The sequence below is a fragment of the Streptomyces sp. NPDC058619 genome, from assembly GCF_042717785.1.
In the GTDB taxonomy this organism is placed as follows: Bacteria; Actinomycetota; Actinomycetes; order Streptomycetales; family Streptomycetaceae; genus Streptomyces.
On sequence record NZ_JBHXQN010000029.1, the window covers coordinates 22,095 to 46,063 of the forward strand.

Consider the following 23,969-nt stretch of genomic DNA (forward strand, 5'->3'; position numbering starts at 1 on the left):
ACGTCGAGGCGTACCGTGCTGAGCGTCGGCCGCTGGAGCGCGGACAGGACGATATCGCCGCAGCCCACGAGGGCGACCTCGTCCGGTACGACGCCCCCCTCGGCCTGCAACGCGTGCAGCAGCAGGGCGGCGTACTCGTCGTTGTACGCGGACACCGCGTCCAGAGCGAGGCTGCGACAGCGCCGGGCGAGCGCGGTCGCGGACTCCCGCGTGTACGCGAGTTCCACCGGCAGCACGGTCACCGGGTGCCGGGCGGCGACGGACTCGGCGCCCGCGAGCCGCGGCCGGGCAAGGGCGTCCAAGCCGCGCTCCTGCGGCATGACCACGCCGATCCGGGTCCGGCCGCGGGCGAGGAGGTGGCCGGGGCGACGGCGCCGATGTCGGCGTGGTCGAGGCCGACGGTGTGGACGCCGTCCACGGGGCGGGCCGCGACGGCGAGCAAGCCCCGCACTCCGGCGCGCCGCAGCACGTCGACGGCCCGGAGAGTGAGGCGGTCTCCGTCGAGGGCGAGCACGGCCGCCGGGCGGGCGCAGCTCCGCCCAGGCGCGGGCGGCGTCCACGGGGTCGGCGAACCGGCCGGCGTGGAGCACGGCCGCGTAGCCGTGGCGGCCGAACTCGCTGTGCAGGCCGTCGACCCAGTCGCTGACGAGGCGGCCGATCGCGGAGACCGACGCGGGCATCAGGACGAGGTTGCTGCGCCCGGCCCGCAGCGAGCGGGCGGCGGCGTGCGGGACGTAGCCGAGCCGACGGGCCGCCTTGAGGACGCGCGCCCGGGTGCTCTCGCTGAGGCGGTGGCCCTGGGCGTCGTTGAGGACGAACGAGACGGTGACGCGCGAGACGCCCGCGAGGCGGCCACATCGGCGCTGGTACCGGACGCGGGGACACGCGTTTCCTTGGCCATGACGCCCTCGACGTTCTTCATCGACCGACCCGCACCGTACTCCCGGAGGTGACCCGTGTTTGATCATGACCTACCCGGGACCGCGGCCCAGCGGCCCGAAACGGATCGTGCACGGCCGCTCCCCGAGCGGGTGCGGAGTCCGCCCGCCGGGCAGGACCCGGCGAAACCCGGCGAACTCCTGCGGTCGGAGCACCGGGCGGGGCCGCCGGACCTCTCACCTTGCCCGGCGCCGCTTCGCGTACGACCAGGTCACCGCGGTCATCAGGGCGGGGATGGCGAACAGCGGGGCGAACGCGAGCCACCAGACGGTGAGTGCCGTACCGCTCGCCATGTACGTCTGGCTTTCGACGGTGAGGGCGACCACGAGTTGCCACAGCGCCACCAGGATCAGAACGATCGAGGCCGTCCACGCGAGCGCGGAGAGGGCCCGCGGGCGCAGCGGCTGCCACCGGTCGCTCACGAGCAGCAGCGGAAACAGAGCGGCCGCCTCGGCAAGGACGGAGAGTCCGACGACGTACGCGATGCCCCATCCCGGGATGTCGAAGACGTCGCGCAGCACCTGGTCGCTGTAGCCCACGTAGACCCCGGAGGCCATGGCGATGCGCCACAGGCCGGACGGGACCGCGCAGAGGGCTACGGCATGGGCGGCGCGGCGGGCCCAGACGGGCGCGGGTGCGACGACGGGGAGGGGAGCGCTGGCGGTCGGCATGACGTACATGCTGGCTCCGGACGCGGCCGCTGCACATCGTCCGCCACGGCGGGCTGCCTCCCCCTGACGGATGACGGTGCACCGGCAGAGCCTCGTCCCACAGGCCCACAGGCCCACAGGCCCACGGCCGTCGGGGCCGTCAGGGCCACGAACCCATCAGCCCACAGGCCGTCCAGACCCGGTGCCCGAGCGCGAAGGCGGTCTGGACGCCGTGATCGCCGACGTGCCGAACACGTCGGCACGGGGGCGTCCGGCATCGCGCGAGCACACCCGGAAGTCCGTCCACGACGGCAACCTGGTCAGCCGGTAGATCGTCCTGGGCCACGCCGCCGACCACGTCCACGAACGCCGCCGTCAGCAGGGCCCATGGCGAGATGGCCGATCGGCCTGCTGCACCCGGCGACGACGTCGGGCTCGACGATGTCCTCGTCCCCGATTCCCGGCCCCACGACGTGCACAAGAACGATCGCCATTCGTCGGGTTCACCCGGGCCGTGGCGCCGAGACGGTCCGCGAGCACGTTGAGGTCGTAGCCGCCGGAACACTCCTCCTCGGACCGCGCCGACGATCCCGCCAGGAAGCTCCGTCGGCCCGTCGCGCGCCCTGTGTCGCCCGACCGCCGCGGCGGGGTGCCCTGTTCGGTCGTCCGCTCGGTACGGCGCGGTCGAGGTGTCAGACGGCGTCCGCCGACACAAGAGGCTTTTCCGACACAACGCCCCTGGCCAGTGGCCTGGAGCCACCGGTCATGCAAGGCGACGCCGGAGATCCGGCCCCGATCACGATCCGCACACCGACCCTGCACAGCCCCTAGCGGAGTTCCGGAACGGGGTGCTACACAGTCTCCAGCGGCTTTGGTGACACGTGTAACAACATCGCGTGAACTCCCGTCGCCCACCCCTTTGCGACGGACACCGCCCGCTCCCCCGCGCCACTCACGCGGAGCCGCCCGCCCCGTCCGATTCCCGCTGCCCGCCGACACCGCCCGGCCCGCCCCACCCCCGCCACTTCCCGCTCCGCTCCCCGAGGAGTCGCCGTGACCACGAACGACATCGCCGACCCGCCCGCCCCCGACGTCGCGGAACCGCCCCGCCAGCGCGGGCTCCTGCCGCTTCTGCTCGTCGCCAACTCGGCCATGATGGCCGTGTACATGGGCGTCGGATCCGTACTGCTGCCCACCCAGATCGCCGCGATCGCCCCTGACGACAAAGTCGCGCTCCTCGGCCTCATCGGCGGCATCAGCGCGATCTTCGCGACGGCCTTCAACCCGATCGCCGGCGCACTGTCGGACCGGAGCGGCCGGCGCAATCCGTGGATCGTGGCCGGTGGTCTCGCCTCGCTCGCCTGCCTGGCCTTCCTCGGCAGCGTGAACACCGCCCTTCTGGTGGGCATCGGCTGGTGCCTGGTCCAGGCGACGATGAACACCTACCAGGCCGCCGTCACCGCCATCGTGCCCGACCGGATACCCGCCGCCCGCCGGGGCACCGCGTCCGCGCTCGTCGGGCTGGGGCTGCCGATCGGCGGCACCGCGGGCGTGCTCATCGCCTCCCAGACCGCCGGGCAACTGCGCACCGGCTACCTCGTCTTCGGCGTGGTGATCGCCACCGCCGCGCTGCTGCTCACCACGATCTGCCGGGACACCCCTCGTTCACGCGCGTCCAACGCGGCCGGTACCGCCGACGCCGCCGACGCGAGCCCGCCCAAGGGCTCCCAATTGGCCGCCTTTCTATCCGCGTTGGCGAACCACGACTTCCGGTGGGCGTTCATCGGCCGGGCCCTGATGGTTCTCGGATACTTCTCCGTCGTCGGCTACCAGCTCTACATCCTCGGCGACCACATCACCCTGCCCGCCGGCATGACTCCGCCCGCTGCGATGGCCGTCCTCACCCCGGTCTCCATGGTCGCGATGGCCCTCTCCACCGTCGTGGGCGGCCTGCTGTCCGACCGTTGGGACCGCCGCAAGGTCTTCGTCGGCGTATCGGCCGCCCTCGCCGGGCTCGTCATGGTGGTGCCCGTCATCAGTCCGACCTGGGCGGGCATGCTCGTCTTCAGCGCCCTCAACGGCCTCGCCTTCGGCTGCTTCATGGCGGTGGACACCGCACTCGTCACCCTGGTGCTCCCCCGGGCCGAGGACGCCGCCCGCGACATGGGCGTGCTCAACGTCGCGAACGCCGGTCCGCAGATCATCGCCCCGTTCGTCGCCTCGGCGGTCGTCACCACCCTGGGCGGCTACACCCCGCTCTTCCTCGTCGGCGGGGCCCTCTCCCTGATCGGAGCGCTGGCGATCCTCCCGATACGCAGCGTGCGCTGATCCCCTGCGACCGCAGGGGCGCCGACGCCCTCCACGTACCACCCCGGCAACGCCCCCGTACCTCCCTCCCCTCCTCGAAGGAGCATGACGTGACACCCCAGCGAGTCCTGCCGATGGCCGCCCTCCTGCTGTGCGCCCCCGCCCTGACCGGAACCGCGCCCGCGGCCGCCGCCCCGCACACCCCGCCCACCGGCCCGCTGCGCATCCTGCTCACCAACGATGACGGCTACGACGCGCCGGGCATCCGCAAGGCCTTCGAGCGCCTGACCGCCGCCGGCCACGACGTCACGATCGTCGCCCCGCTCACCAACCAGAGCGGCACCGGCACGAAGGTGACGAGCGCCTCCTCGGTCGCCGTGGAGCACCCCGCGCCGAAGGTGTGGGCCGTCGACGGCACTCCGGGCGACTCCGTCGCCTTCGGCCTGGCCGAGGTCTTCGCGGGGAAGGCCCCCGACCTGGTGGTCTCGGGCACTAACTTCGGCCCGAACGTCGCCGGGCTCGCCAACCACTCCGGCACCGTCGGCGGCGCCGTCGCCGCGCTGGAGTCCGGCGTACCGGCCATCGCCCTGAGCACGGGCGGCCTCGCCGCTCCCGACCCGGTCACCACCGTCAACGCCATGGGTCCGACGCTCGACTTCGCCGTGAAGCTGATCGACCGGCTGCGCTCCCGCGCCCGCTCCGGCCCGCTGCTCCCCGGAGGCATCGGCCTCAACGTGAACCACCCCGTCATCGGCGCGGACGGCAGGGGCGGCGCCTCCGGCGTGGCCACGACGTTCCAGGACCCGCAGACCCTGCTGGAGCCGGACTTCACCGACTCCGGTGACGGCACCTGGAAGGTCACCGTGAAGGTGGCCCTGCGCCCCGCCGCGAAGGGCGGTGACGTCGAGGCCGTAAGCGCGGGCCGGATCGCGGTCAGCCCGATGAACGCCGACTGGAACCCCGGCCCCGCCGACCAGGCGGTCACCACCGCCCTGCTCACAGGCCTCCGACCCTAGCCCGCACCGAGCCCACAGCCGAGGGGCCGGGCGGCCCGGGGGGTGGAGCGGGGTGCGGCCCACGGCGCCGCGGCCCCCGGCCGCCCCGGGCCGGCGGGAGGTTCCGGCGTTCGGGCGCACGGCGGCACGTTCGGCCGGTAGTCCCCGTCAGCCCGGGACGCGCCGCGCCCTCCGCCGGGTGGTCCGGGTGTCGCGGCCGGGCCGCCTCGCACACGTCAGCGCCGCTCGGCCGCGAGTGCCGTGTCCAGACCCGTGTTCAGCGGCGTGTTCAGCGCCGTGTCCAGACCCGCGCCCGGGCCGGTGTCCCGTTCCGCGCCCGGGCCCGTGTGCAGCGCCGCGGCCAGCGCCGTGTCGAGCGCCCGGTCCGCCGGAACGGGCACGTCGGGGAGCACGCCGACACCCTCCCAGTTGGTGCCGGTGACGGTGTTGACGGCCCGGGCGACCGGCACCGTCACCTGGACGTGCGCGGTGATCGCGTGGCGCACGGTCGGGTGTGCGCCGCCGCGCGTCGTCTCGCCGATGACGACGGCGCGGCCATGGGCCTGCAGCGTGTACGCCACGTCCTCACCCCCGGAGAAGGTGGTCGAGCTGGTGAGCACGTAGACCGGACGGTCCGTGTAGCGCGGGGCGGGCAGGTGCGCGGTCGTCCAGTACTGTCGCGTGACGCCGGTGGGCCGGTCGTAGATGTCGTTCAGGTGCACCTGGTCGTCGCCGAAGAAGTAGCTGCACCACATAGCGGCCCCCTCCGGTGACCCGCCGAGGCAGGTGCGCAGGTCCAGGACGAGCGCGGTGCTGTGGGCGACGAGTTGCATGGCCGCGCCGATCACGAGGGCGCCCCCGGCGGCGTCGGCGATGAGTCCGAGCTCGATGAGCCCGATGTTCCCGTCCCTGTGCTCGACGCGTCGGACCCCTTGGTTCCCGGCCCTGAGCCGCGCGAGGAACGCCGAGCGCCCCTCGTCCTCGTCCTCCGGTTCGAGCGACTGCGGCAGGTCCGTCCAGAGGAGCCGCAGGTGCTTGTCCGGGCAGACTTCCTGGAGGTGGCTGGTGACCGTGCGGCAGAGCGCCGGGCCGTCCAGGTCCGTGTACTCGCCCGCGGCGAGACGGCGCCGGATCGCGGCGTCCGCCCGCTCGGCCTTCTCGGGGAAGACGTACCCTGCCGTGATCCGGTCCAGAGCCCGCTCGACCATCTGTTCGTTGGTGTTCACGGGCGGTCATGCTAGGCGGCCGCTCACGGTGCGACCAGCGATTTCCCGGGTGGGACCCGCCGGTGGCGGGCCGTCAGGCCGGGCTCGCCGTGGGCAGGGTCACCTCGAAGCGGCAGCCGCCCGGGACGTTGCGCACGTCGGCCCGCCCCGCGTGCGCCTCGACGATTCCGCGGACGATCGCCAGCCCCAGCCCCGCCCCGGCCGGGGGCGTACGGGCCTCGCTGCCGCGCCAGCCGGTGTCGAAGACGCGCGTCAGGTCCTCCTCGGGGATGCCGCCGCAGCCGTCGGTCACGGACAGCACCACCGCGTCCGTCCGGTCCTCCACCGCGACGGCGACCGTGCCGTCCGCCGGCGTGTGCCGGATTGCGTTGACGAGGAGGTTGGCGAGGACGCGGGTCATCTCCTTGCCGTCGACCTCCACCGGTACGGCGGCGACCCGCTCCCCCACGAGCAGGACGCCGTGCTCCCGTGCGAGCGGGTCGGCGCCGGCCAGCGCGTCGTCCACGAGGTCGTACAGGGAGATCCGGCTGGGGTTGAGGCTCAGCGCGCCAGCGTGGATGCGGGAGAGCTCGAAGAGGTCGGTGACCATGGAGTTGAGCCGGTCGACCTCCGTGAGGATCTGCCGGTGGTAGCGGGCGGGATCGGCGGCCATGCCGTCCTCCAGGGCCTCGGCCATGGCGCGCAGTCCCGCCAGCGGGGTCCGCAGGTCGTGGGAGATCCAGGCGACCAGTTCGCGGCGGGACGCCTCCAGGGCCTGCTCCCGCTTGCGGGACGCGTCGAGCTTGGCGCTGGTCGCCGCCAGTTCCCGGGACAGGGCGGCGAGTTCGGCGGTGGCGGCGGTCGGGGGCGCCGCGAACCGGCCGCCGTTTCCGAAGTCCCGCGCCGCGAGCGCGAGTTCACGGCTGCGCGCGACGACCCAGCGGCCGAGCAGCAGCGCGGTGGCCAGGGCGACGACGGCGGCCATGGCCACGACGACGGTGACCACCCACAGGTCGTGGGCGGACAGGAACATGGCCTGGGCCACCGCCAGCGTTCCGGCCAGCATGGCGGTGACGGTGACCGCCGCGACCACGGTGAGGGACACCGCGACCGAACGGTGGCGCACCAGGCGCAGCGCGAGCGCCCCGGCGAGCCCCGCGCAGCCCGCCCCGGCGAGCGCGAAGAGCGCGATGAGTACGACGTCCTTCATGCGGCGGCCTCCGGCGGTTCGGGGGCGAAGCGGTATCCGACGCCCCACACGGTCCGGATGAGCCGCGGCTGGGCGGGGTCGTCCTCGATCTTCGCGCGGAGCCGGCGGACGTGGACGGTGACGGTGGACAGGTCGCCGAAGTCCCAACCCCACACCTCGCGCATCAGCTCCTCCCTGCCGTGTACCCGGCCCGGGTGGGTGAGGAAGTGGGCGAGGAGGTCGAACTCGCGCAGGGTGAGCGCCAGCTCGCGTCCGTATTTTTCCGCGCGCCGGTTCTCGGGGTCGAGGAGGACGCCGCCCGCCGCCAGGAGGGGTCGCGTCGGCGCGGGGTCCTGCCGTCGGCTGCCGCGGCTGCGGCGCAGGACGGATTCGACCCGCAGGACGAGTTCCCTGGGGCTGAAGGGTTTGGTGACGTAGTCGTCGGCGCCGAGCTCCAGGCCCGCGATCCGGTCGTCCTCGTCGCCGCGCGCGGTCAGCATGATGACGGGGACGGCGGCGGTGGCGCGCAGCCGCCGGCACACCTCCAGGCCGTCCATGCCGGGCAGCATCAGGTCCAGGAGGACCAGGTCCGGCCAGCGCTGGATGGCGCGGTGCAGGGCGTCGGGGCCGTCGGGCGCGTGCTCCACGGCGTAGCCGGCCCGTACGAGGTAGCCGGAGACGACCTCCGCGACCGTCGGGTCGTCTTCGACCACCAGGACCCGGGGCTGCGGTTCGGTGTGACTCATGGGGACCAGGATCGCACCGGCGCGGGGCCCTGTGGCGGGGCCGGGGGTGCGGTGGGGGGCGGCGTCAGGCTTTCGTAAGGACTCGGCCCACCCCACGGGCGGCGGCTCAGTGGGCCGGCGCGCCGTATTCCGCGTGCTGGGTGTGGAATCCGTACGGTGCGTCCTCGACCGGCACGGGGGCGGGAAAGCTGATGCGGCGGGCTTCGGCCCGGGCCAGTTCCACGATCCGTTCGAACTCTTCGTCGGTCATGGTGTTCGCCTCGCAACCTTTTCCTCGCCCTTGATTCGTGGCGGGAGGGCCGGGGGATTGGCCGTGCGGTCGACGCGCCGGGGAGGCGGGCGTCCGGGTGTGCGCGAGGCGCCGCGCGACCGGACGGCCGGTGGGCCGTCCGGCCGGACGGGAACCGTCAGGCGTTGACGCAGGTGTTGCCGAAGGCCGGGTTCAGCAGGCCGATGACGCTGATGGAGTTGCCGCAGGCGTTGATCGGGATGTGGATCGGGATCTGGATGAGGTTCCCGGAGCCGACGCCCGGCGAGTAGGCCGCGACACCCTGTGCGCCCGCGTCGGCCGACGCGGCCGACGCGCCGCCGACGAGTACGGCGCCGGCCGCCAGCGCGAGCCCTGCGGTCTTGAGGAAACGGGACATGGAAGCCTCCTGTGGATCGTGATGCGCCGGCCCCGGTACGAGGGGACGGTGCGGGCCCTTGTGCTGCGTGGCCCTCGCTGGTGACTTCGGCGCGCCGGGAGGGGCGGCTGGGTGGGGCGGCCCCGGTTCCCTCGTTCGGATGACGGCCCGCGGTCTCGTCGCGCCGGACGGCCGATCCGCGGCGGCCTCCGCTCCGAAGGACGGACGGGCCCTTGTACCGGGCGGGCCCGCGGACGGCCACCGGCCGCGGTGCTCCGGCGGACGGGCCCGTACCATCAGGCGCCCCGGTCCCGAGGCCGGGCGCCCGTACAGAGAACCGGCCGGTCGGCGGCCGGTCCCCCTGCCCGGGGGAAGCGCCGCCACCCCTGCGGAAGGAACCGACACCATGGGCCGTACGCCCTCAGTGGGAGAGATCGTGAACGACTTCTCCCTGCCCGGAGGAGTCCTCCGCGAGGACCGCTTCGAACGGTCCGACTACGCGCTGGGCGGGCAGCGCGGGAACACCGTCGTGCTCGCCTTCTACCCCGGCGACAACACCCCTGTCTGCACCAAGCAGTTGTGCTCCTACTCAGACGGCCTGGAGCAGCTCCAGGCCTGCGGGGCCACCGTCTGGGGCATCAGCCCGCAGGACCTCGGCAGCCACGAGCGGTTCGCCCGCGACCGCGGGCTGCGCATCCCGCTGCTCGCCGACCCCGACCGCGCGGCTGCCCGGGCCTTCGGGATCGACGCCCCGCTCATCGGTCTGCGGCGCTCGGTGTTCATCGTCGCGCCCGACGGAAGCCTCCACTGGAAGCGCGTGGGAACCCTGGGCGCGACCTTCCCCTCCGCCACCACCATCGCCGAGCAGCTGACCGCCCTCCCCCGGACCTGAGCCTTCGGACGGCGGGCACCGAGGCGCGGTGGCCGGAACCCGAGGTACGGTTTGCGCGCGTCTGTGAAGATCATCCGCTCGGGGGTTCGTCTTCACTGGGGAAAGGGGGCCGCCTTGAGCGCTCCTGCCACACCGTACTTCTCGCTGCTGGGGCCGGTGCAGGCCTGGCACGGCGAGGAGGCGCTCGCGCTCGGGCCGCCGCAGCAGCGCCTGTTGCTGGCCATGCTGCTGGTGCGACGGCGCGGGGTCTGCGAGCTGGACGAGCTGATCGACGGGATCTGGGGTGAGGAGAGCCCCCGGACCGCGGTGGGCACGGTCCGGTCGTACGTGTACCGGCTGCGCCGGATCGTCGGGCCCTGCCTCGCCACCGAGGGGCGGGGGTACGCGCTCGGCGTGCCGGACGCGGCGGTCGACCTGAGCGTGTTCGAGGCCGAGGTGACCCGGGCCCGCGCCCGGGTCACGGCCGGGGACCCCGGCAGCGGGTCCGAGCTGCTGGAGGGCGCCCTGCGCAGGTGGCGGGGGGTTCCGCTGGCCGGGCTGCCGGGGCCGTTCGCCCGGATCCAGCGGGAGCGGCTGGCCGAGCTGCGGCTGTCCGTACTGCTGGAGCGGCTGGAGCTGGACCTCGTACGGGGACAGCACGCGCGACTGGTCCCGGAACTGGCCCTGCTGTGTGCGGAACACCCGCAGAACGAGCGGCTGCGGAGCCTGCGCTCCACGGCCCTGGAGCGGGCGGGCCGCCCGGGCGAGGCCGGGAACACGACCGCCCCGCCGGCCGGCAGCGGGCCCGCGGGGACCGGCGGCCGATCCACAGGGCCCGGCAGCGGATTCTCGGCGCCCGGAGCGGTCAGCCTGCCACCACCGGCCCAGCTGCCGTACACCACGAGCGACTTCACCGGGCGCGACCAGGACACGGCGGACCTCCTGCGCACGCTGCGGCCGGACGGCGCCGAGGCGGTGGTGATCTCGGCCGTGGGCGGGATCGGCGGAGTCGGCAAGACCGCCCTGGCCCTGCACGCCGCGCACCGGCTGCGCGCCCACTTCCCGGACGGGCAGCTCTACGCCAACCTTCGCGGCGTACGGGACGATCCGGCGCTCCCTGCGAGCGTGCTCGCCGCCTTCCTGCGGGCCCTCGGCGTGCTGGACTCCGCCGTTCCGGAGGGCACCGAGGAGCGCGCGGCCCTGTACCGGTCCCGGCTGGCGGGCCGGCGGGTGCTGCTGGTCCTGGACGACGCCCGGGACATCGGGCAGATCGAGCCGCTGCTGCCCGGATCGTCCGCCTGTGCCGTCCTGGTGACGAGCCGCAGCACCCTGCCCGAGCTCCCCGCGGCCCTGCGCATCCGGCTCGACGTGCTGTCGTCCGCCGACGCCGTGACCCTGCTCGGCCGGATCCTCGGCGAGGCCCGGATCGCGGCGGAACCGGCCGAGGCCGCCGCCATGGCCGAGTTGTGCGGAGGGCTCCCGCTGGCGCTGCGGATCGCCGGCTCCCGGCTGGCGACCCGGCCGGGCTGGTCGCTCGCCGCGTTCCTCGGGCTGCTGGAGGGGCGGCGCTCCCCGTTCTCGGCTACCGCGGCCGGGGAGGACGGGGTGGAGGCCTGCTTCCGGCTGAGCTACGAACTGCTCGGCGCCGACGAGGCCCGGCTGTTCCGGCTGCTGGCCCTGCCCGACCAGGAGGACGCGGAGGCGGCCGACGCGGCGGCCCTGACCGGGCTTGCGTACGAGCGGGCCGAGGAGTGCCTGGAGCGGATGACCGGCCTCGGGCTGCTGGAGTCCCCGGCGCCGGGCCGGTACCGCTTCCACGACCTGCTGCGGGCCTTCGCCCGCGCCCGGTCGGCGGAGGAGGACGGTCCCGGGGAGCAGGCGGCGGCGCTGTCCCGGCTCTGCGACCACTTCCTGGCGTCGGCCCGCAACGCGTACGCCGTCGAGCGCCCGGGCCATCCGCTGGCCGGGCTGCTCACCCCGACGCGCTCGCCGGGCACCCCGGTCTCCGAACCCGGGCAGGGGCACCGGCTGTTCACGGCGCAGCACCAGTCCGTCCTCGCGGTCGCGGTGCAGTCGGTCCGGGCCGATCCCGCGTCCGTGGCGCTCGTGGCCGACCTCGTGCTCGCCCTGGACCCGGTGCTCGACGGCTCGTTCCTCTGGGGCGCGCTGGTGGAGCCGGCCCGCCTGATGCTGCGGCTCGCGCGCGAGCGGGGACAGACCAGGGCGGCGGGCCGCCTGGGCTACATGCTGGGCGGGGCGCTGTACCAGCTCGCGCAGCTGGACGCGGCCGAAGCGGTCCTGCGGGACGCCGAGCTCGACGCGCGGAACTCCGGGGACCCGGCGGTCCTGACGGAGATCCACAACTGTCAGGGGCTGGTGTGGCTCGGCCGGGGCGAGTACGACCGGGCCCTGGAGCTGTCGGGGCGGGCCGTCGAGACCGGCGACCGGTGCGGCAACGCGTGGGGCGCGGGAAACGCGCACACCTGCCGCTCCGTCATCCTGGCCGCCGCCGGACGGCTCGGCGAGGCGGCGGCGAACGCCCGACTGGGCCTCGACTCCGCGCGGGCCGCGGGCGACCCGTTCCGGCAGATCTACGCCCTGTACGCGCTCGGCACCGTCGCCCGGCTGCGGGGGCTGCCCGACGAGGCCATCGAGGGGCTCCGCGAAGGCGCGGAACTGGCCGCGCGCCACGGTTACTCCGCCTTCGAGGTGTTCCACCTGTGCGAGGAATCCGCTTGCCACCTGGCCGCGGGGCGGCCCGGTGACGCGGTGGCGACCGGTCAGCGGGTCCTGGAACTGGCCCGTATCAAGGGCTGGTTGTTCGCGGAGGCCCGCGCCCTGCGGCTCCTCGGCACGGCGCAGGCGGCCCTCGGCGAGACGGACCGGGCCCGGGAGCTCCTGACCCGGGCCGTCGAGCTGCTCGAACCCATGCGGCCGCCCGAGGCCGCGCAGGCCCGCGCGGTGCTGGACGCCCTGTAGGGACCGGACACGGAACGGCCCGGTACCCCGCGCGGCGGGGCCGGGCGGGACTCCCCGACCCCCACCCATCGGACGCCCACGCGCTGTTGATCGCCCTGCGTCACCGTGTGCCGAGCAAGACCGCACGGGGGGAAAGGGAGTACACGCATGCAGGCGACGACCACCGACCGCATCACCGTCACGATCCACGCCACCGATCCGCTCAGCCGGGCCGGGGTCGTGAGCCATCTTCGGCACAGCCCGAGCGTGGAGGTCCAGTCGCGGTCCCGGGAGCGGGACGGCCTCGTATCCGCCGCGACCGTGGCCGTGGTGCTGGTCGACCGGATCGACGAGCAGTCGGCCGCCGAGCTGCGCCGGGTGCTGCGCGGCGGGGAGCAGCGGGTGGTGCTGGTCGCCCGCGAGCTGCGCGAGCCCGACCTGCTCACGGTCGTGGAGTACGGCGTACGGGCCATCGTCTGGCGCCACCAGGCCACCGGGGAGAGCCTCGTCAAGGCCGTGCTGCAGGCCGCGGACGGGGAAGGGGTGCTGCCGCCGGACCTGATCAGCCGGGTACTGGGCCAGGTCGGCCGGCTGCGCCGGTCGGAGACCGCGGCGGCCTGCTCCGGGACGGTGGGCTCCCCGCTGTTCGGCATGGCGCCGCGCGAGACGGACGTGTTGCGGCTCATCGCCGAGGGTCTGGACACGCGGCAGATCTCCGAGAAGCTCGCCTACTCCGAACGGACCGTCAAGAACATCCTGCACGCCCTGATGACCCGGCTGCAGCTCACCAACCGCGCCCACGCCGTGGCCTACGCGCTGCGGGAGGGCTACATCTGACCGGACCGGGAACGCGCGTTCCGCCCGACCACCCGCCCGACCGCCCCCCGCAGCCCCCGCCGTCGCGCACGGCGGCGGTCGTCGGCCTTCCGCCGACCGCCCGCCACTCTCCACACCGGGTCCCGCGGGCTCCGGCCGTACCGAGGACACCCCATCACATGATCCATGAGATCGACGAGGCGCTCCGGCACCTCCTGCGCCGCGGCGCCCTGCCCGAGGGAGCGGGCGAGATCGCCCTCGAAGCCCCCACCCGGGAGTGGGCGGCCCGGCGCAACACCCCGACGATCAACGCGTACTTGTACGACATCCGCGAGGACGTGGCCCGCCGCGAGCGCGGCGCCTACGCGGAGCGGGGCGAGGACGGAACCGTGCTGCAGCGGCGCCAGCCGCCGCGCTGGTTCCGCCTCTCGTACCTGCTCACCGTCTGGACCGCGCGCCCCGAGGACGAGCACCGGATGCTCGCCGGGGCGCTCGCGGCGCTGCTGCCGTACGAGGCGCTGCCGGAGGAGCACGTGCCGCTCTCCCTGCGGACGCACCGGGCCTCGATCGGCCTGACGGTGGGCGTCCCGCCCGCCGAGTCGCGTTCGCTCGCCGACATCTGGTCGGCGCTGGGCGGGGAGCTCAAGCCCTCGCTGGACGTCGTGATCACCACCCCGTTCCCGGTGACGCCGGTCTACCCGGTGGGCCCGCCGGTCACCGAGGGCACGGTCGTCACCGTCCGGGGGGCGTCCGGCGCGCCGGACGACTCGCGGCCGCGGATGCTCCGTACGACGCGACGCGGGAGCAAGGCCGGTGAGTGAGTCGGCGCGGGTCCTGCTGAAGCGGCTGGCGGCGCTGCGCGCGGTGGCGGCGGCGCTGGTCGAGCGGCGCTCGGCCGACGATCCCACGGCGCACGATCCGCTGCGCGGGCTGTACGTGTCCCGGGAGTCCGCGCTGCGCGCGGCCTCGGAGGGCGGGCCGGACCCCGCAGCGCCGGCTCGGGACGGAGAGGCCCTGGAGGCGGCCGAGCCCTGCCCCGGCGGCGGCGCTGGCGCTGGCGCCGGCGGGGACCGGTTGTCCGCCCTCGTCAGGGACTTCGGGCTCTCGGCGCTCGACCTGCGGATCCTGCTGGCGGCGGCCGCTCCGGACGTGGACCGCGGCTTCGAGCCGTTGTACGGCTACCTGAACGACGACGTCGGCCGGCGCCGGGCCTCGGTCGCCCTCGCCCTCGAACTGGCCGGGAGCGGCCCCCACCTGCCGCGGGCGCGCGGCCGTTTCCACGCGGCCGCGCCCCTGATCGCGGGTGGGCTGCTCGCGTTCGAGGACGAGGACCGGCCGCTGCCGGGACGAGCGCTGCGGGTTCCGGAGCGGGTGGTGGCCCACCTGCTCGGGGACGACACCCTCGACGAGGCACTGTGCCGGGCGGGGGTCAGCCTGCTGCCGGCCGCCCCGCGGGCGGCGGACACGGCGGACACGGCGGACACGGCCGGTGCGACGGGCCCGGGGGACGCGGCAGGTACGGCGGGCACGGCCCTGCTGGTCGCGCGGTCGCGGCGGCCCGTCACCGTCCACCTCCGCGAGCGGCACGGCGCGGCGTCGGCGGCGTCGGTGGTGGCCGCGCTGCGGGCGGCGGGCCGGGCGGTTCTCCTGTACCGGCCCGGGCCCCGTACGCCGGACCCCTCGATCGGCACGGTCCTGCGGCGCGAGGCCCGGTTGCGGGGGGCCGGGACGGCGGTGGTGGTGACCGCCCTGCCGGACGACCCCGGCGGGTTGATCTCCTCGATCGCCGCCCCCGACATCACCTCGGTCTTCTCGGGCCCCGAGCCGTGCGACCCGGACTGGGCACAGGCGGCGGCGGGGGTGTCGCTCCTCGCGCTGGACGCGCCGGTGCCCGGGGCGGGAGCCGGGGCCGGAGCCGGTGTACGGCCCGGTGTCGGGGCCGGAGCCGGGGCGAGCGCCGAAGGCTCCGGGAACAGCTCCGGCGGCGGGGGCACCGCCGCCAACCGCTGGCGGGCCGAACTCCCGGGGTTCGACGGCGACATGGCCGAGGCGGTGGCCTCGTACCGGCTGGACGGGGAGCAGATCGAGGCGGTGGGCCGGGCCGCGCGGGAGCTCGCGGCCTTCGAGGGCGTCGCACTCGGCGCGCGGCACGTCCGGCACACCGCGCGGCGGCTGTCGGCGCCCCTGCTCGGGCGGCACGCGCGCCAGGTGCGGCCGGCCGTGGGCTTCGCCGACCTGGTCCTGCCGGAGACGCCGCGATCCCGGCTGGTGGAGCTGGTGGGGCGGGCCCGCCACCGGGACGAGGTCCTCGGGGGCTGGCGGCTGCGGACCGGCGGCGGCCGCGGGCGCGGGGTCGTGGCCCTGTTCGCCGGCCCGTCCGGTACGGGCAAGACCCTCGCCGCCGAGGTGGTGGCGGGGGAACTCGGCCTGGACCTCTACGTGGTCGACCTCTCCTCGGTGGTCGACAAGTACGTGGGTGAGACCGAGAAGAACCTGGAGCGGATCTTCGTGGAGGCGGACCGCACCGACGCCGTCCTGCTCTTCGACGAGGCGGACGCCGTCTTCGGCAAGCGGTCGCAGGTCCGCGGCTCGAACGACCGGTACGCGAACCTGGAGAGCGCGTACCTGTTGCAGCGGCTGGAGTCCTTCGACGGCATCGCCGTCCTCACCACCAACCTGCGGTCCAACGTGGACGAGGCGTTCACCCGCCGGCTCGACCTGGTGGTGGACTTCCCGTTCCCCGACGCCGCTTTGCGCGCTGGCCTGTGGCGCGGCGCGCTGGCCGGCGCTCCGACCGAGCCCGGCATCGAGGCCGAACTGGAGCGCTGCGCGGCGGAGTTCGAACTCGCGGGAGGCTCGATCCGGTCCGCCGCCCTGACGGCGTGCTACGCGGCGCGGGTCCGGGGCGACGGGCCGGTGACCGCCGCGGACGTACGGGACGGGGCCCGGCGGGAGTACGTCAAGGCGGGCCGGCTGGTGCCGGGCACGGCCGGGGCCTGGGCGCCGTAGCGGCCGGGTCCGACGCAGGGCCCGGGCGGCGCCTCGCACGGGATCCGGGAGCCCGGCCGGGGCGGGTACCCCTGTGGCGGCTGCTGGGGCGTGGGCGCCGGGCGCCTGTACGGGCCTGCCTGTCCGTCCGGGGCGGAGCCTGGCTGCGGTGGTGGGGTCATGCCTGAGTTCCCCGTGGCGCGCGGTGCGTTCGGTTGACGTGCGCACGCGATATCGCGAGGTGGGCCCGGCCTGCCGCGCGGGCGTTCAGGCCGGGATGAGCGCGTCCCACTGGGCCCGGGTCGGACCGTCGTGCCGGGGCGAGAAGTCCGGGTGGGCGTCGAGCCAGGCGGTGACGTGCCGGTCCACCTCCTCGGTGCCGTAGGCGACCTGGGCCGGTCGCAGGAGGTGGCGCACCTGGGCCCGGGCCCTCATGACGACGGGGTCCTCGAAGGCGCAGGCGGCCAGGGCCGCGGCCCGCCGGTCCGGGGGCGGTGCGCTCTCGGTGAGCCGCTCCTCGTTGGCCCGGTCGGCCGTGACCTGCGCGTCGAACCACGGGCGGAGGGCCTGTGCCGTCCAGGCGTGGTAGACGACGGGGTCCGCGGCGATCTCGTCGGCGTGGGCGGCGAGGTGCTGGGCGGCCTGGAGGCAGAGGGCCGCGCCGTGGCCCAGGGTCGGGTTGGTGTGGACGAGGCTGTCCCCGGCGTTGACCAGACCGGTCACGACCGGCCCGTCGTCGTCGGCGAGACCGGTCCAGCGGTTGTCCAGGCCGGCCATCGGCAACACGGCCGACTGGGGTTCGGGGGCCAGGTCGAGCCAGGCGGTGGTCGCGGGGAAGCGGCGGGCGGCGGCCTCGAACACGGCGGGGTCGGTGAGGGCGCCGCGGGTCGGATCACCCGTGGAGAGCACCAGGTTCACCGCGAAGGTGTCGTTGTCCGAAGGGAAGACGCCGGCCAGCGCGAACGCTGCGGCCGAGCCGGTCTTCACCCGTCCGGGGTCGCGCGGGCCGTCGGTACGCAGGCGGTACCAGCGGCACAGGTAGGCGAGCCCGGCACGGTGGCTGTCGACCACGGGCGGGCGGCAGCCGGCCGCGGTCAGCCAGGCGGGAACCGGCGAACGACGACCGGCCGCGTCGACGACCAGGTCCGCCGGGTGATTCTCCGCGCCCACCCGCACGCCGGCCACCCGGGCGGGGCGCCCCTCTCCGAAGACGAGGCCGCTCACCCGGCAGCCGAGCCGCACGTCAACGGTGCGCTCCCGGCGCACGGCCGCGGTCAAGGCGGCCTCCAGCACGATGCGCCGGGTCCTCAGGGTCACCAGGTCCTCGTCGCCCGGCCGGTGCTCCGGACGCTCGGCGAACCAGTCGAACTCGTGGTACTCCCGGGCTCCGCGCGCCAGCAGGTCCGCGTAGACGTCGGGGGCCTCGGCGCGCAACACGGTGCGCACCGGGGCGAGGAACGAGTGGGGCTGGACGGCCTGTGGGCTCCGGGGCCTGTCCCAGTGGAAGAAGTCCCGGTTCAGGTCCTCTCCGGCCTGCCGCGCGTCCTGCTCGTACAACGTGACCGTATGACCCCGCCGGCCGAGCATGAGCGCCGTTCCCAGCCCGCTGATGCCCCCACCGACCACCGCAACCCGCGCCACTGGAGCCCCCTTCGCGTCGTGTTGCGGATTGAGCCTACTGTTCGGTGATCTCGGCAGCGGACCGGCCCGCGCAGGACCGGTCCGCCCGCGCCTCTCGACGTCCGGGCGGACGAGGCGAGTTGGGATCAATGCCCGGATCGTCCCTGTGTCGAACCTGCGGGCTTCCTTAAGGGACTCTGAAGAACCCCTCCCTGGTGCTCTTCTGGCTGGTCACGGGCCTAGGCTCGGGCCAACTCCCCTCCTCCCCCCTCTCCAGTGAGGTGTTACCGGCATGAGCCGCAGCCGAGATCTCGCAGCCCCGTCCCGCGTCGAGGCGCGCCGGAAGAAGTCGGCGCGCACACGCATCGTGCTGTCCGTCACCGCGGCCGCCGCGGTCGTGGCGGTCGGGGTCGCGGTGGCCGATTCCGACGGGGATGCCCGTACGGAGCAGCGGGCCGGCGAGCAGACCGGCACGGCGTCCGGCACGACGTCGGCGACGCCGACGGCGGCCCCCGCCGACGCGACGCCGACGGGCACCCCCGAAGCCTCGGCCCCGGCGAGCGCGAGCCCGTCCGCGACGCCCGCCGCCGGCGCCTCGGAGCCGTCCGCTCCCGCCGATCCCACGATCCAGGCGAACAACGCCCCGGCCACGACGGCGGCCGCGAAGCCGGCCAAGCCGGCGCCCAAGCCCTCCCCCACGAAGGGCAGCGGCTCGGGCGGTTCGGGTGGTTCGGGCACCTCCGGCGGTTCGGGCGGTTCGGGCGGTTCGGGCGGTTCGGGCACCGTGAACGGTGACGCCGAGTCCGCGGTCCTCTCCCTGGTCAACAAGGAGCGGGCGGCGGCCGGGTGCGGCCCCCTCGCCGCCAACGCGAAGCTGAGCGCCGCCGCGCGGGCCTACAGCGACACCATGGCCCGCAGCGGCGTCATGTCGCACACCGGCCCCGACGGGTCCACCATGACCAGCCGCGTGGAGGCCGCCGGATACAAGTGGTCCCGCCTCGGCGAGAACATAGCCCGCGGGCAGGCCGACGCCGCCTCGGTCATGAACTCCTGGATGAACAGCTCCGGACACCGGGCGAACATCCTCAACTGCGACTTCCGCGAGATCGGCATAGGAGTCCACAAGGGCGACGGCGGCCCGTGGTGGACGCAGAACTTCGGCACCGGGAAGTAGCGGAGCTCCGGCCCTCCCCGGCCGACGCCCCCTTCGGCGGGGCCTCCCCACCGGTGCCCTCCCCGGGGCGGGTCGGCGGACGGTTCCCCCACGCCGCCCGCCGATCCGCCCTGTTCGTCCTCCTGACCCTCCGCGGGTCCGGAGGACGTCGGCGTTCCCCGGTCCGCCCGCACGGAAGTCCGCGGCTCCCCGCCCGCGGCCGGGGGCGGCTTTCGGGGGTGCCGGTGACGCGCCGCGCCGTGCGTCGGCCACTATGGGGCCGTGCCCCGAACTCCGCGCTACCTGCTCATATGGCTGTCGTGCACGGCCGCCAGCGTGACCGCCGTGCTCGCGACGGTCCAGTTCGTGGTCGGCTCGACCAGGCACACGCCCCCGGTCGCGCGCTCCGCCCCGGTGGTCATCGACACGCCCCCCGCCTGGGAGGCGGGCAGCCCGTCGCCGGAGCAGGTCTCCCCGTCCCCGTCCGCGGCCGCCTCCGCGAGCCCCTCGCCCACGCTGACGCAACGCCCGTCCGCCTCTCCCACCCCCACCCCCGCGAAGGCCTCGGCGGGCACCCCGCGGGCCAGCGCGCCCAAGTCCGGTGTCGACTGCGAGCAGGGCGGGGCGGGCCTGCACACCGTCCCCTCACAGGGCGGCAAGGTCACGGTCCGGTACGGGAGCAAGGGCGTGTGCCTGATCTCGGCGATCCCCGGCCGCGGCTTCAAGACGACCACCTCGCAGAGCGCCGACGACACCCTCTCGGTCACGTTCTCCAGCGACGGCCACCGGTCGGTGATCACGGCGACGGTCGTCCCGGGGGCGAGGGCCAGCGTGCGCGAGACCTCGTTCTGACGCCCGGCGCGGCGGGCGAGGCCGATCCGTACCACTGGGTGACTCCCGTGCCGTTCTGCGCATTTCACGGTGCTGTGTGTGCTCGTGCACCGGGTTCTTCCGAAGCGGAAGGTGAGCTGTTCCTTAGGGCAACCTCAAGATCGCGCCGAGGCGGTTCCGCGGGCCGTCAGCGGCCCTATGCTCACGTCAGCCGAGCGGCCCCCGGCGCCGGAGCACACGACCGGTGAACCGTCGGGCCCCGGTTTCTCCGAGCCGGGGTGTGCCTCGCCCATCCCGCAGTCCGAACCTTGCCCTGGGGTGTCTCCGTCATGAGTTCTCGCCTGCTCCGATCCGTCCGCGCCGAACGGCGCACGGTGTCCCCCCGCTCCGCCGCACCGCTCGGGCGGCGCCTGCCCCTGGTCGTTGCGGCCGTGGTCGCGGCCGGGCTGACCGCCGCGTGCGGGCCGTCCTCCGAGCCGGCCGGCTCCTCCGCGCCCGCCGCCCCGTCGTCCGCGGCAGTACTTCCCACCGGGGCGGCGTCGGCGAGCGCGTCCTCCGAGGCACCCCCGGCCCCGTCGGCCTCGCCGTCCGCGCCGGCGTCCGGGTCCCCCACCGCCACCCCGGCCGGTTCCTCCCCGAGCCCCTCCCGTACCGGTGCCCGCACCGGGTCCGGCTCGGACGCCTCCACCGGTACGCCCTCCAAGCCCCCGCGCACCTCGGCGGCGCCCGCGCCGGCCCGCGTGCCCGGCCCCGGCTACGACGGTTCGGCCGACGCGCGGCAGCAGATCGACGCGGCCCTGCGCGCGGCCAAGACGGACGGACGGATGGTGCTGCTCGACTTCGGCGCGAACTGGTGCGGCAACTGCAAGGCCGCCGACAAGGTGTTCGCCCAGCCGAAGACCTCGGCCCTGCTCGGGGCCTCGTACCACCTCGTCAAGGTCGACATCGGCGGCAACAGCTCGGCGAACTCCGCGCTCCTGCGCAAGTACAGCCCCTCGGGCGGGACGTACACGATGCCCGTCCTGGTGGTCGTCTCGCCGTCCGGCACCCTGCGCACCGACACCCACGTCACCGGGAACCCGCCCCTGACCGCGGACGGCATCAACACCTTCCTCCGCACGTGGGCGTCGTGAGACGCCGGGTACTCACCACGGTCCTGTAGGGGCCCGGGCGGCGCGCCCGCCCCGGAACCCGGCGCCCCGATCCGGCCCGCCACTCACCACCCGCCAACCGCCACCCACCGCACAGAGGCACGCAGATGAACAGGTCCGCACCTTCCACACCTTCCCTCCGGGAAAGGCGCTCCCGCAGGGCCCGCCTCGTGACCGCCCTCCTCCCCCTGGCCGCGCTCGTGGCCTGCGGAGGGGAGCCGGCCGGGGCGTCCGCCGGCCCCGCGTCCACGACGCGCTTCTCCGAGAACGGCGTCAGCGTCACGCTCTCGGTGTCGGACTGGCACGCCTCGAAGGGGACGCTCACCGCGGTCTTCACGCCCGAGGCCGAGGGATTCCACCTCTACAGCACCGATCTGCCGCCCACCGGCATCGAGGGCGTGGGCCGGCCGACCACGGTGGCCGTCGGCGGCGCCCTCGGGGCGGAGGGCACGCTGCGGGCCTCCGCGGAGGTGCGGTCGATCCAGGTGCCCGGGGTCGACGCCCCGGTCCCCGTCTACCCGGACGGTCCGGTGACCGCGACGCTCGCCGTCCGCGCCTCGGGGAACGGCGCGGCGACGGTCGTGCTCGGCTACGCGAGCTGCAGCACCCGCGACGGCTGCACCATCCCGGTGTCCGACCGCGCCGTGCACCTGCGCGTCACGGACGCCGGCCCGGCGTTCACCGCCTCCTGAAGGGTGGCGCGCCCCGACGAGCCCCTTAAGGTGTCCGCATGCCGAGCGTCCTGGTCGTGGAAGACGACCCCAGCATCCGCCAGTCCCTGATCGAGGTCCTGTCGGAGCAGGGGTATGCCGTACGCAGCGCGGCCGACGGGTTCGGCGCGCTGCGCGAGGTCACGCAGTCGCCCGTCGACGCCGTGGTCCTCGACCTGGGGCTGCCCGACCTCGACGGAGCGGACGCCCTGCGCATGATCCGCGGGATCTCCTCCGTACCCGTCCTGGTGGCCACCGCCCGCGACGACGAGGCGGAGATCATCAACCTGTTGAACGCGGGCGCCGACGACTACCTGGTCAAGCCCTTCTCCGGGGGACAGCTCCTCGCCCGGCTCTCCGCCGTCCTGCGGCGCACCAGCAGCCTGCCGCCCGCCGGCGTCGGTGCACCCGGGACAGCGGTGGCGCCGGCCGCCGAACCGCTGCGTTCCACCACCGTGGGCGAACTGGCGGTGGACCCGGGCGCGCGCACCGCGTACCTGGCCGGGCGGGAGCTGCGCCTCACCCGCCGGGAGTTCGACCTGCTGGCGTTCCTCGCCCACCACACCGGCCAGGTCGTCTCGAAACGGCGGCTGCTGACCGAGGTCTGGCGCGAGCCGTACGTGGACGACCAGACGGTCGACGTGCACCTGTCGTCCCTGCGGCGCAAGCTCGGCGAACGCGCGGCGGCCCCGCGGTACCTGCTGACCGTGCGCGGCGTCGGCATCAAGCTGGTGGCGCCGCGTTGAGACGTTCACTGGCCGGCGTGGCGCTCGCCGTGACCTCCATGGTCGCCCTCTCCTTCCTCATCCCCCTGGCCGCCCTGGTGATGTCCCTGGTCAAGGAGCAGGGCGTCACCGCGGCGGAACAGCGGGCCGCCGCCCTGGCACCGGTGCTCACCCTGACCACGGATCCGGCCGCCCTGCGGGAGTCCGCGGCGAGCCTGGACGCGTCCGAGCACCTGGTCGTGCACCTGCCGGGCTCGGGGGCCCTGGGCAGCTCCAAGGCGCCCGCCGCCCTCCTCGAACGGGCCCAGCGGGGGCGCGAGTCGATCTCGCAGGAGATCCCGGACGGCTGGATCTGCCTTCAGCCGGTGGTGCTGCCGGGCGACGAGGTCGCCGTGATCGAGAACTTCGTGCCCGAGGCGGAACTCACCCGCGGGGTGAAGGAGTCGTGGGCGGTGATGCTCTTCCTCGCCGTGGGGCTGATCGCCGGTTCCGTGCTGGTTGCCGACCGGCTCGGCGCGAAGGTCGTCCGGTCCTCGAAGCGGCTCGCGCAGGCCTCGCACGCGCTCGGCCGGGGCGACCTGGACACCCGCGTGGAGCCCATGGGTCCCAGGGAGCTGCGGGACGCGGGCGTCGCCTTCAACGCGATGGCCCACCGGATGAACGAACTGCTCGCCGTCGAGCGCGAACTCGTCGCCGACCTCTCCCACCGCCTGCGCACGCCGCTGACCGCTCTGCACCTGGCATCGGAACGCATGGCCGGGACACCGGAGTCGGCCAGGGTCGAGGCGGCGGTGGACGAGCTGGAGGCCGAGCTGGAGGCCATCATCGCCGCGGCGCGCACCCCCCTCGCGGTGGGCCCCATGGGCCAGGGCATGCTCGGTACGGAGCAGCCCGCGGGGCGGTCCCCGAGCGGGTCCGGGGCGTCGGGTGCGTCGGGTCCCCGCTGCGAGGCGGCCGACGTCGTCCGCCGCCGGACCGCCTTCTGGACGGTCCTGGCGGCGCAGCAGAACCGGTCCTGCTCCCTCGACCTCACGCAGGAGCCGACCGCCGTCGGCCTCTCGGACGACGACGTCGCCGCGGTGGTGGACGCGCTCATCGGCAACGTCTTTCGCCACACCGCCGCCGGAACCCCGCTGGGCGTCCGCGTCGTCCGCACGGCGCAGGCCGTGGAGCTGGTCGTGGAGGACGGCGGACCGGGCATCCCGGAACCGGACCGGGCCCTCTCCCGCGGGAGCAGCACCGGCTCCACGGGCCTGGGCCTCGACATCGCGCAGCGCGCCGCGAGCGCGACCGGGGGCACGATGCGCATCACCCGCGGGCCGCTCGGAGGAGCGCACATCACGGTGACGTTCGCCCTGGCCCCGCAGTCCCCGTCCGGCCACCGCTCCCGCATCTCCCGCCGCCGGGGCCGCAAGGGCAGCGGACCTGCCGGCCGAGCCCTCGCCTAGGACCGCCCCGAAGACCCTGGACGCCGCGCTCAGCGGAGGGG

21 protein-coding genes and 1 pseudogene are annotated in these 23,969 nt (G+C 74.9%); 14 read left to right on the forward strand and 8 right to left on the reverse strand.

What is annotated here, in order from left to right:
* Positions 1-59: 59 nt before the first annotated feature.
* Both ACFWTC_RS25285 and ACFWTC_RS25290 read right to left on the reverse strand, forming a co-directional pair.
* Positions 60-968 (reverse strand): annotated as a pseudogene (locus tag ACFWTC_RS25285) (substrate-binding domain-containing protein); the annotation flags it as partial.
* 147 nt (positions 969-1,115) lie between these two features.
* Positions 1,116-1,619, reverse strand: a complete 504-nt coding sequence (locus ACFWTC_RS25290; protein ID WP_383924579.1) for a hypothetical protein — start codon at positions 1,617-1,619, stop codon at positions 1,116-1,118.
* 172 nt (positions 1,620-1,791) lie between these two features.
* Between ACFWTC_RS25290 and ACFWTC_RS25295 the strand changes: the two genes are divergently transcribed.
* From ACFWTC_RS25295 to surE, 3 genes are all read left to right on the forward strand, one after another.
* Positions 1,792-1,920: a hypothetical protein gene (locus ACFWTC_RS25295; protein WP_383924581.1), complete on the forward strand. Its 129-nt coding sequence runs from the start codon at positions 1,792-1,794 to the stop codon at positions 1,918-1,920.
* Between the two features lie 722 nt (positions 1,921-2,642).
* Entirely contained in the window at positions 2,643-3,917 is a 1,275-nt protein-coding gene (locus ACFWTC_RS25300; RefSeq protein ID WP_383924583.1) for an MFS transporter, read from the forward strand.
* Positions 3,918-4,006: 89 nt separating this feature from the next.
* The gene (gene surE, locus ACFWTC_RS25305) at positions 4,007-4,912 is read left to right on the forward strand and encodes a 5'/3'-nucleotidase SurE (protein WP_383924586.1); all 906 of its coding nucleotides are present in this window, start codon (positions 4,007-4,009) and stop codon (positions 4,910-4,912) included.
* 215 nt (positions 4,913-5,127) lie between these two features.
* Here the strand turns inward: surE and ACFWTC_RS25310 are convergent, their stop codons facing one another.
* From ACFWTC_RS25310 to ACFWTC_RS25330, 5 genes are all read right to left on the reverse strand, one after another.
* Positions 5,128-6,117: a S41 family peptidase gene (locus ACFWTC_RS25310; RefSeq protein WP_384029366.1), complete on the reverse strand. Its 990-nt coding sequence runs from the start codon at positions 6,115-6,117 to the stop codon at positions 5,128-5,130.
* Positions 6,118-6,190: 73 nt separating this feature from the next.
* Entirely contained in the window at positions 6,191-7,306 is a 1,116-nt protein-coding gene (locus tag ACFWTC_RS25315) for a sensor histidine kinase (protein ID WP_384029368.1), read from the reverse strand.
* Positions 7,303-8,031: a response regulator transcription factor gene (locus tag ACFWTC_RS25320; protein WP_384029370.1), complete on the reverse strand. Its 729-nt coding sequence runs from the start codon at positions 8,029-8,031 to the stop codon at positions 7,303-7,305. The genes ACFWTC_RS25315 and ACFWTC_RS25320 overlap by 4 nt, the downstream gene beginning before the upstream one ends.
* Positions 8,032-8,137: 106 nt before the next feature.
* Positions 8,138-8,281 (reverse strand): hypothetical protein, encoded by a 144-nt coding sequence (locus tag ACFWTC_RS25325; protein ID WP_383924599.1) that lies wholly within the window; start codon positions 8,279-8,281, stop codon positions 8,138-8,140.
* Positions 8,282-8,438: 157 nt separating this feature from the next.
* Complete coding sequence (locus tag ACFWTC_RS25330) at positions 8,439-8,678, reverse strand: chaplin (RefSeq protein ID WP_351283087.1); 240 nt, start codon at positions 8,676-8,678, stop codon at positions 8,439-8,441.
* Between the two features lie 385 nt (positions 8,679-9,063).
* On the opposite strand from ACFWTC_RS25330, the gene ACFWTC_RS25335 reads away from it, so the two are divergent.
* The 5 genes from ACFWTC_RS25335 (at position 9,064) to ACFWTC_RS25355 (ending at position 16,311) form a co-directional block, all read left to right on the forward strand.
* Positions 9,064-9,549, forward strand: a complete 486-nt coding sequence (locus ACFWTC_RS25335) for a peroxiredoxin (RefSeq protein ID WP_383924602.1) — start codon at positions 9,064-9,066, stop codon at positions 9,547-9,549.
* A gap of 114 nt (positions 9,550-9,663) precedes the next feature.
* Positions 9,664-12,507, forward strand: a complete 2,844-nt coding sequence (locus ACFWTC_RS25340) for a BTAD domain-containing putative transcriptional regulator (protein ID WP_383924604.1) — start codon at positions 9,664-9,666, stop codon at positions 12,505-12,507.
* A 147-nt stretch (positions 12,508-12,654) separates the two neighbouring features.
* Positions 12,655-13,323 carry a response regulator transcription factor gene (locus ACFWTC_RS25345; RefSeq protein ID WP_383924607.1) on the forward strand — a complete coding sequence of 223 codons (669 nt, stop codon included), beginning with the start codon at positions 12,655-12,657 and terminating at the stop codon, positions 13,321-13,323.
* A gap of 158 nt (positions 13,324-13,481) precedes the next feature.
* Positions 13,482-14,123 carry a DUF4255 domain-containing protein gene (locus tag ACFWTC_RS25350; protein WP_384029372.1) on the forward strand — a complete coding sequence of 214 codons (642 nt, stop codon included), beginning with the start codon at positions 13,482-13,484 and terminating at the stop codon, positions 14,121-14,123.
* Positions 14,116-16,311, forward strand: a complete 2,196-nt coding sequence (locus tag ACFWTC_RS25355; RefSeq protein ID WP_384074644.1) for an ATP-binding protein — start codon at positions 14,116-14,118, stop codon at positions 16,309-16,311. The genes ACFWTC_RS25350 and ACFWTC_RS25355 overlap by 8 nt, the downstream gene beginning before the upstream one ends.
* A gap of 246 nt (positions 16,312-16,557) precedes the next feature.
* On the opposite strand, the gene ACFWTC_RS25360 is transcribed toward ACFWTC_RS25355, so the two are convergent.
* Positions 16,558-17,931: an FAD-dependent oxidoreductase gene (locus tag ACFWTC_RS25360; RefSeq protein WP_383924616.1), complete on the reverse strand. Its 1,374-nt coding sequence runs from the start codon at positions 17,929-17,931 to the stop codon at positions 16,558-16,560.
* A 271-nt stretch (positions 17,932-18,202) separates the two neighbouring features.
* On the opposite strand from ACFWTC_RS25360, the gene ACFWTC_RS25365 reads away from it, so the two are divergent.
* From ACFWTC_RS25365 to ACFWTC_RS25390, 6 genes are all read left to right on the forward strand, one after another.
* Positions 18,203-19,084 carry a CAP domain-containing protein gene (locus ACFWTC_RS25365; RefSeq protein ID WP_384029376.1) on the forward strand — a complete coding sequence of 294 codons (882 nt, stop codon included), beginning with the start codon at positions 18,203-18,205 and terminating at the stop codon, positions 19,082-19,084.
* 261 nt (positions 19,085-19,345) lie between these two features.
* Complete coding sequence (locus ACFWTC_RS25370; RefSeq protein ID WP_383924621.1) at positions 19,346-19,915, forward strand: hypothetical protein; 570 nt, start codon at positions 19,346-19,348, stop codon at positions 19,913-19,915.
* Between the two features lie 308 nt (positions 19,916-20,223).
* Positions 20,224-21,027 carry a thioredoxin family protein gene (locus ACFWTC_RS25375; protein ID WP_383924624.1) on the forward strand — a complete coding sequence of 268 codons (804 nt, stop codon included), beginning with the start codon at positions 20,224-20,226 and terminating at the stop codon, positions 21,025-21,027.
* Between the two features lie 188 nt (positions 21,028-21,215).
* On the forward strand, positions 21,216-21,737 hold the full coding sequence (locus ACFWTC_RS25380) for a hypothetical protein (protein WP_383924626.1): 522 nt from the start codon (positions 21,216-21,218) through the stop codon (positions 21,735-21,737).
* A 38-nt stretch (positions 21,738-21,775) separates the two neighbouring features.
* Positions 21,776-22,501, forward strand: a complete 726-nt coding sequence (locus ACFWTC_RS25385) for a response regulator transcription factor (RefSeq protein WP_383924630.1) — start codon at positions 21,776-21,778, stop codon at positions 22,499-22,501.
* Positions 22,498-23,928, forward strand: coding sequence for a sensor histidine kinase (locus ACFWTC_RS25390; protein WP_383924633.1), 1,431 nt, complete (start codon positions 22,498-22,500; stop codon positions 23,926-23,928). The genes ACFWTC_RS25385 and ACFWTC_RS25390 overlap by 4 nt, the downstream gene beginning before the upstream one ends.
* Positions 23,929-23,969 lie beyond the last annotated feature (41 nt).

Bases quoted from the DNA above. Each gene is read 5' to 3' on its own strand.
- ACFWTC_RS25290 (WP_383924579.1), bottom strand. From the start codon at position 1,619: ATGTACGTCATGCCGACCGCCAGCGCTCCCCTCCCCGTCGTCGCACCC.
- ACFWTC_RS25315 (WP_384029368.1), bottom strand. From the start codon at position 7,306: ATGAAGGACGTCGTACTCATCGCGCTCTTCGCGCTCGCCGGGGCGGGC.
- ACFWTC_RS25320 (WP_384029370.1), bottom strand. From the start codon at position 8,031: ATGAGTCACACCGAACCGCAGCCCCGGGTCCTGGTGGTCGAAGACGAC.
- ACFWTC_RS25325 (WP_383924599.1), bottom strand. From the start codon at position 8,281: ATGACCGACGAAGAGTTCGAACGGATCGTGGAACTGGCCCGGGCCGAA.
- ACFWTC_RS25330 (WP_351283087.1), bottom strand. From the start codon at position 8,678: ATGTCCCGTTTCCTCAAGACCGCAGGGCTCGCGCTGGCGGCCGGCGCC.
- ACFWTC_RS25335 (WP_383924602.1), top strand. From the start codon at position 9,064: ATGGGCCGTACGCCCTCAGTGGGAGAGATCGTGAACGACTTCTCCCTG.
- ACFWTC_RS25345 (WP_383924607.1), top strand. From the start codon at position 12,655: ATGCAGGCGACGACCACCGACCGCATCACCGTCACGATCCACGCCACC.
- ACFWTC_RS25350 (WP_384029372.1), top strand. From the start codon at position 13,482: ATGATCCATGAGATCGACGAGGCGCTCCGGCACCTCCTGCGCCGCGGC.
- ACFWTC_RS25365 (WP_384029376.1), top strand. From the start codon at position 18,203: ATGAGCCGCAGCCGAGATCTCGCAGCCCCGTCCCGCGTCGAGGCGCGC.
- ACFWTC_RS25375 (WP_383924624.1), top strand. From the start codon at position 20,224: ATGAGTTCTCGCCTGCTCCGATCCGTCCGCGCCGAACGGCGCACGGTG.
- ACFWTC_RS25385 (WP_383924630.1), top strand. From the start codon at position 21,776: ATGCCGAGCGTCCTGGTCGTGGAAGACGACCCCAGCATCCGCCAGTCC.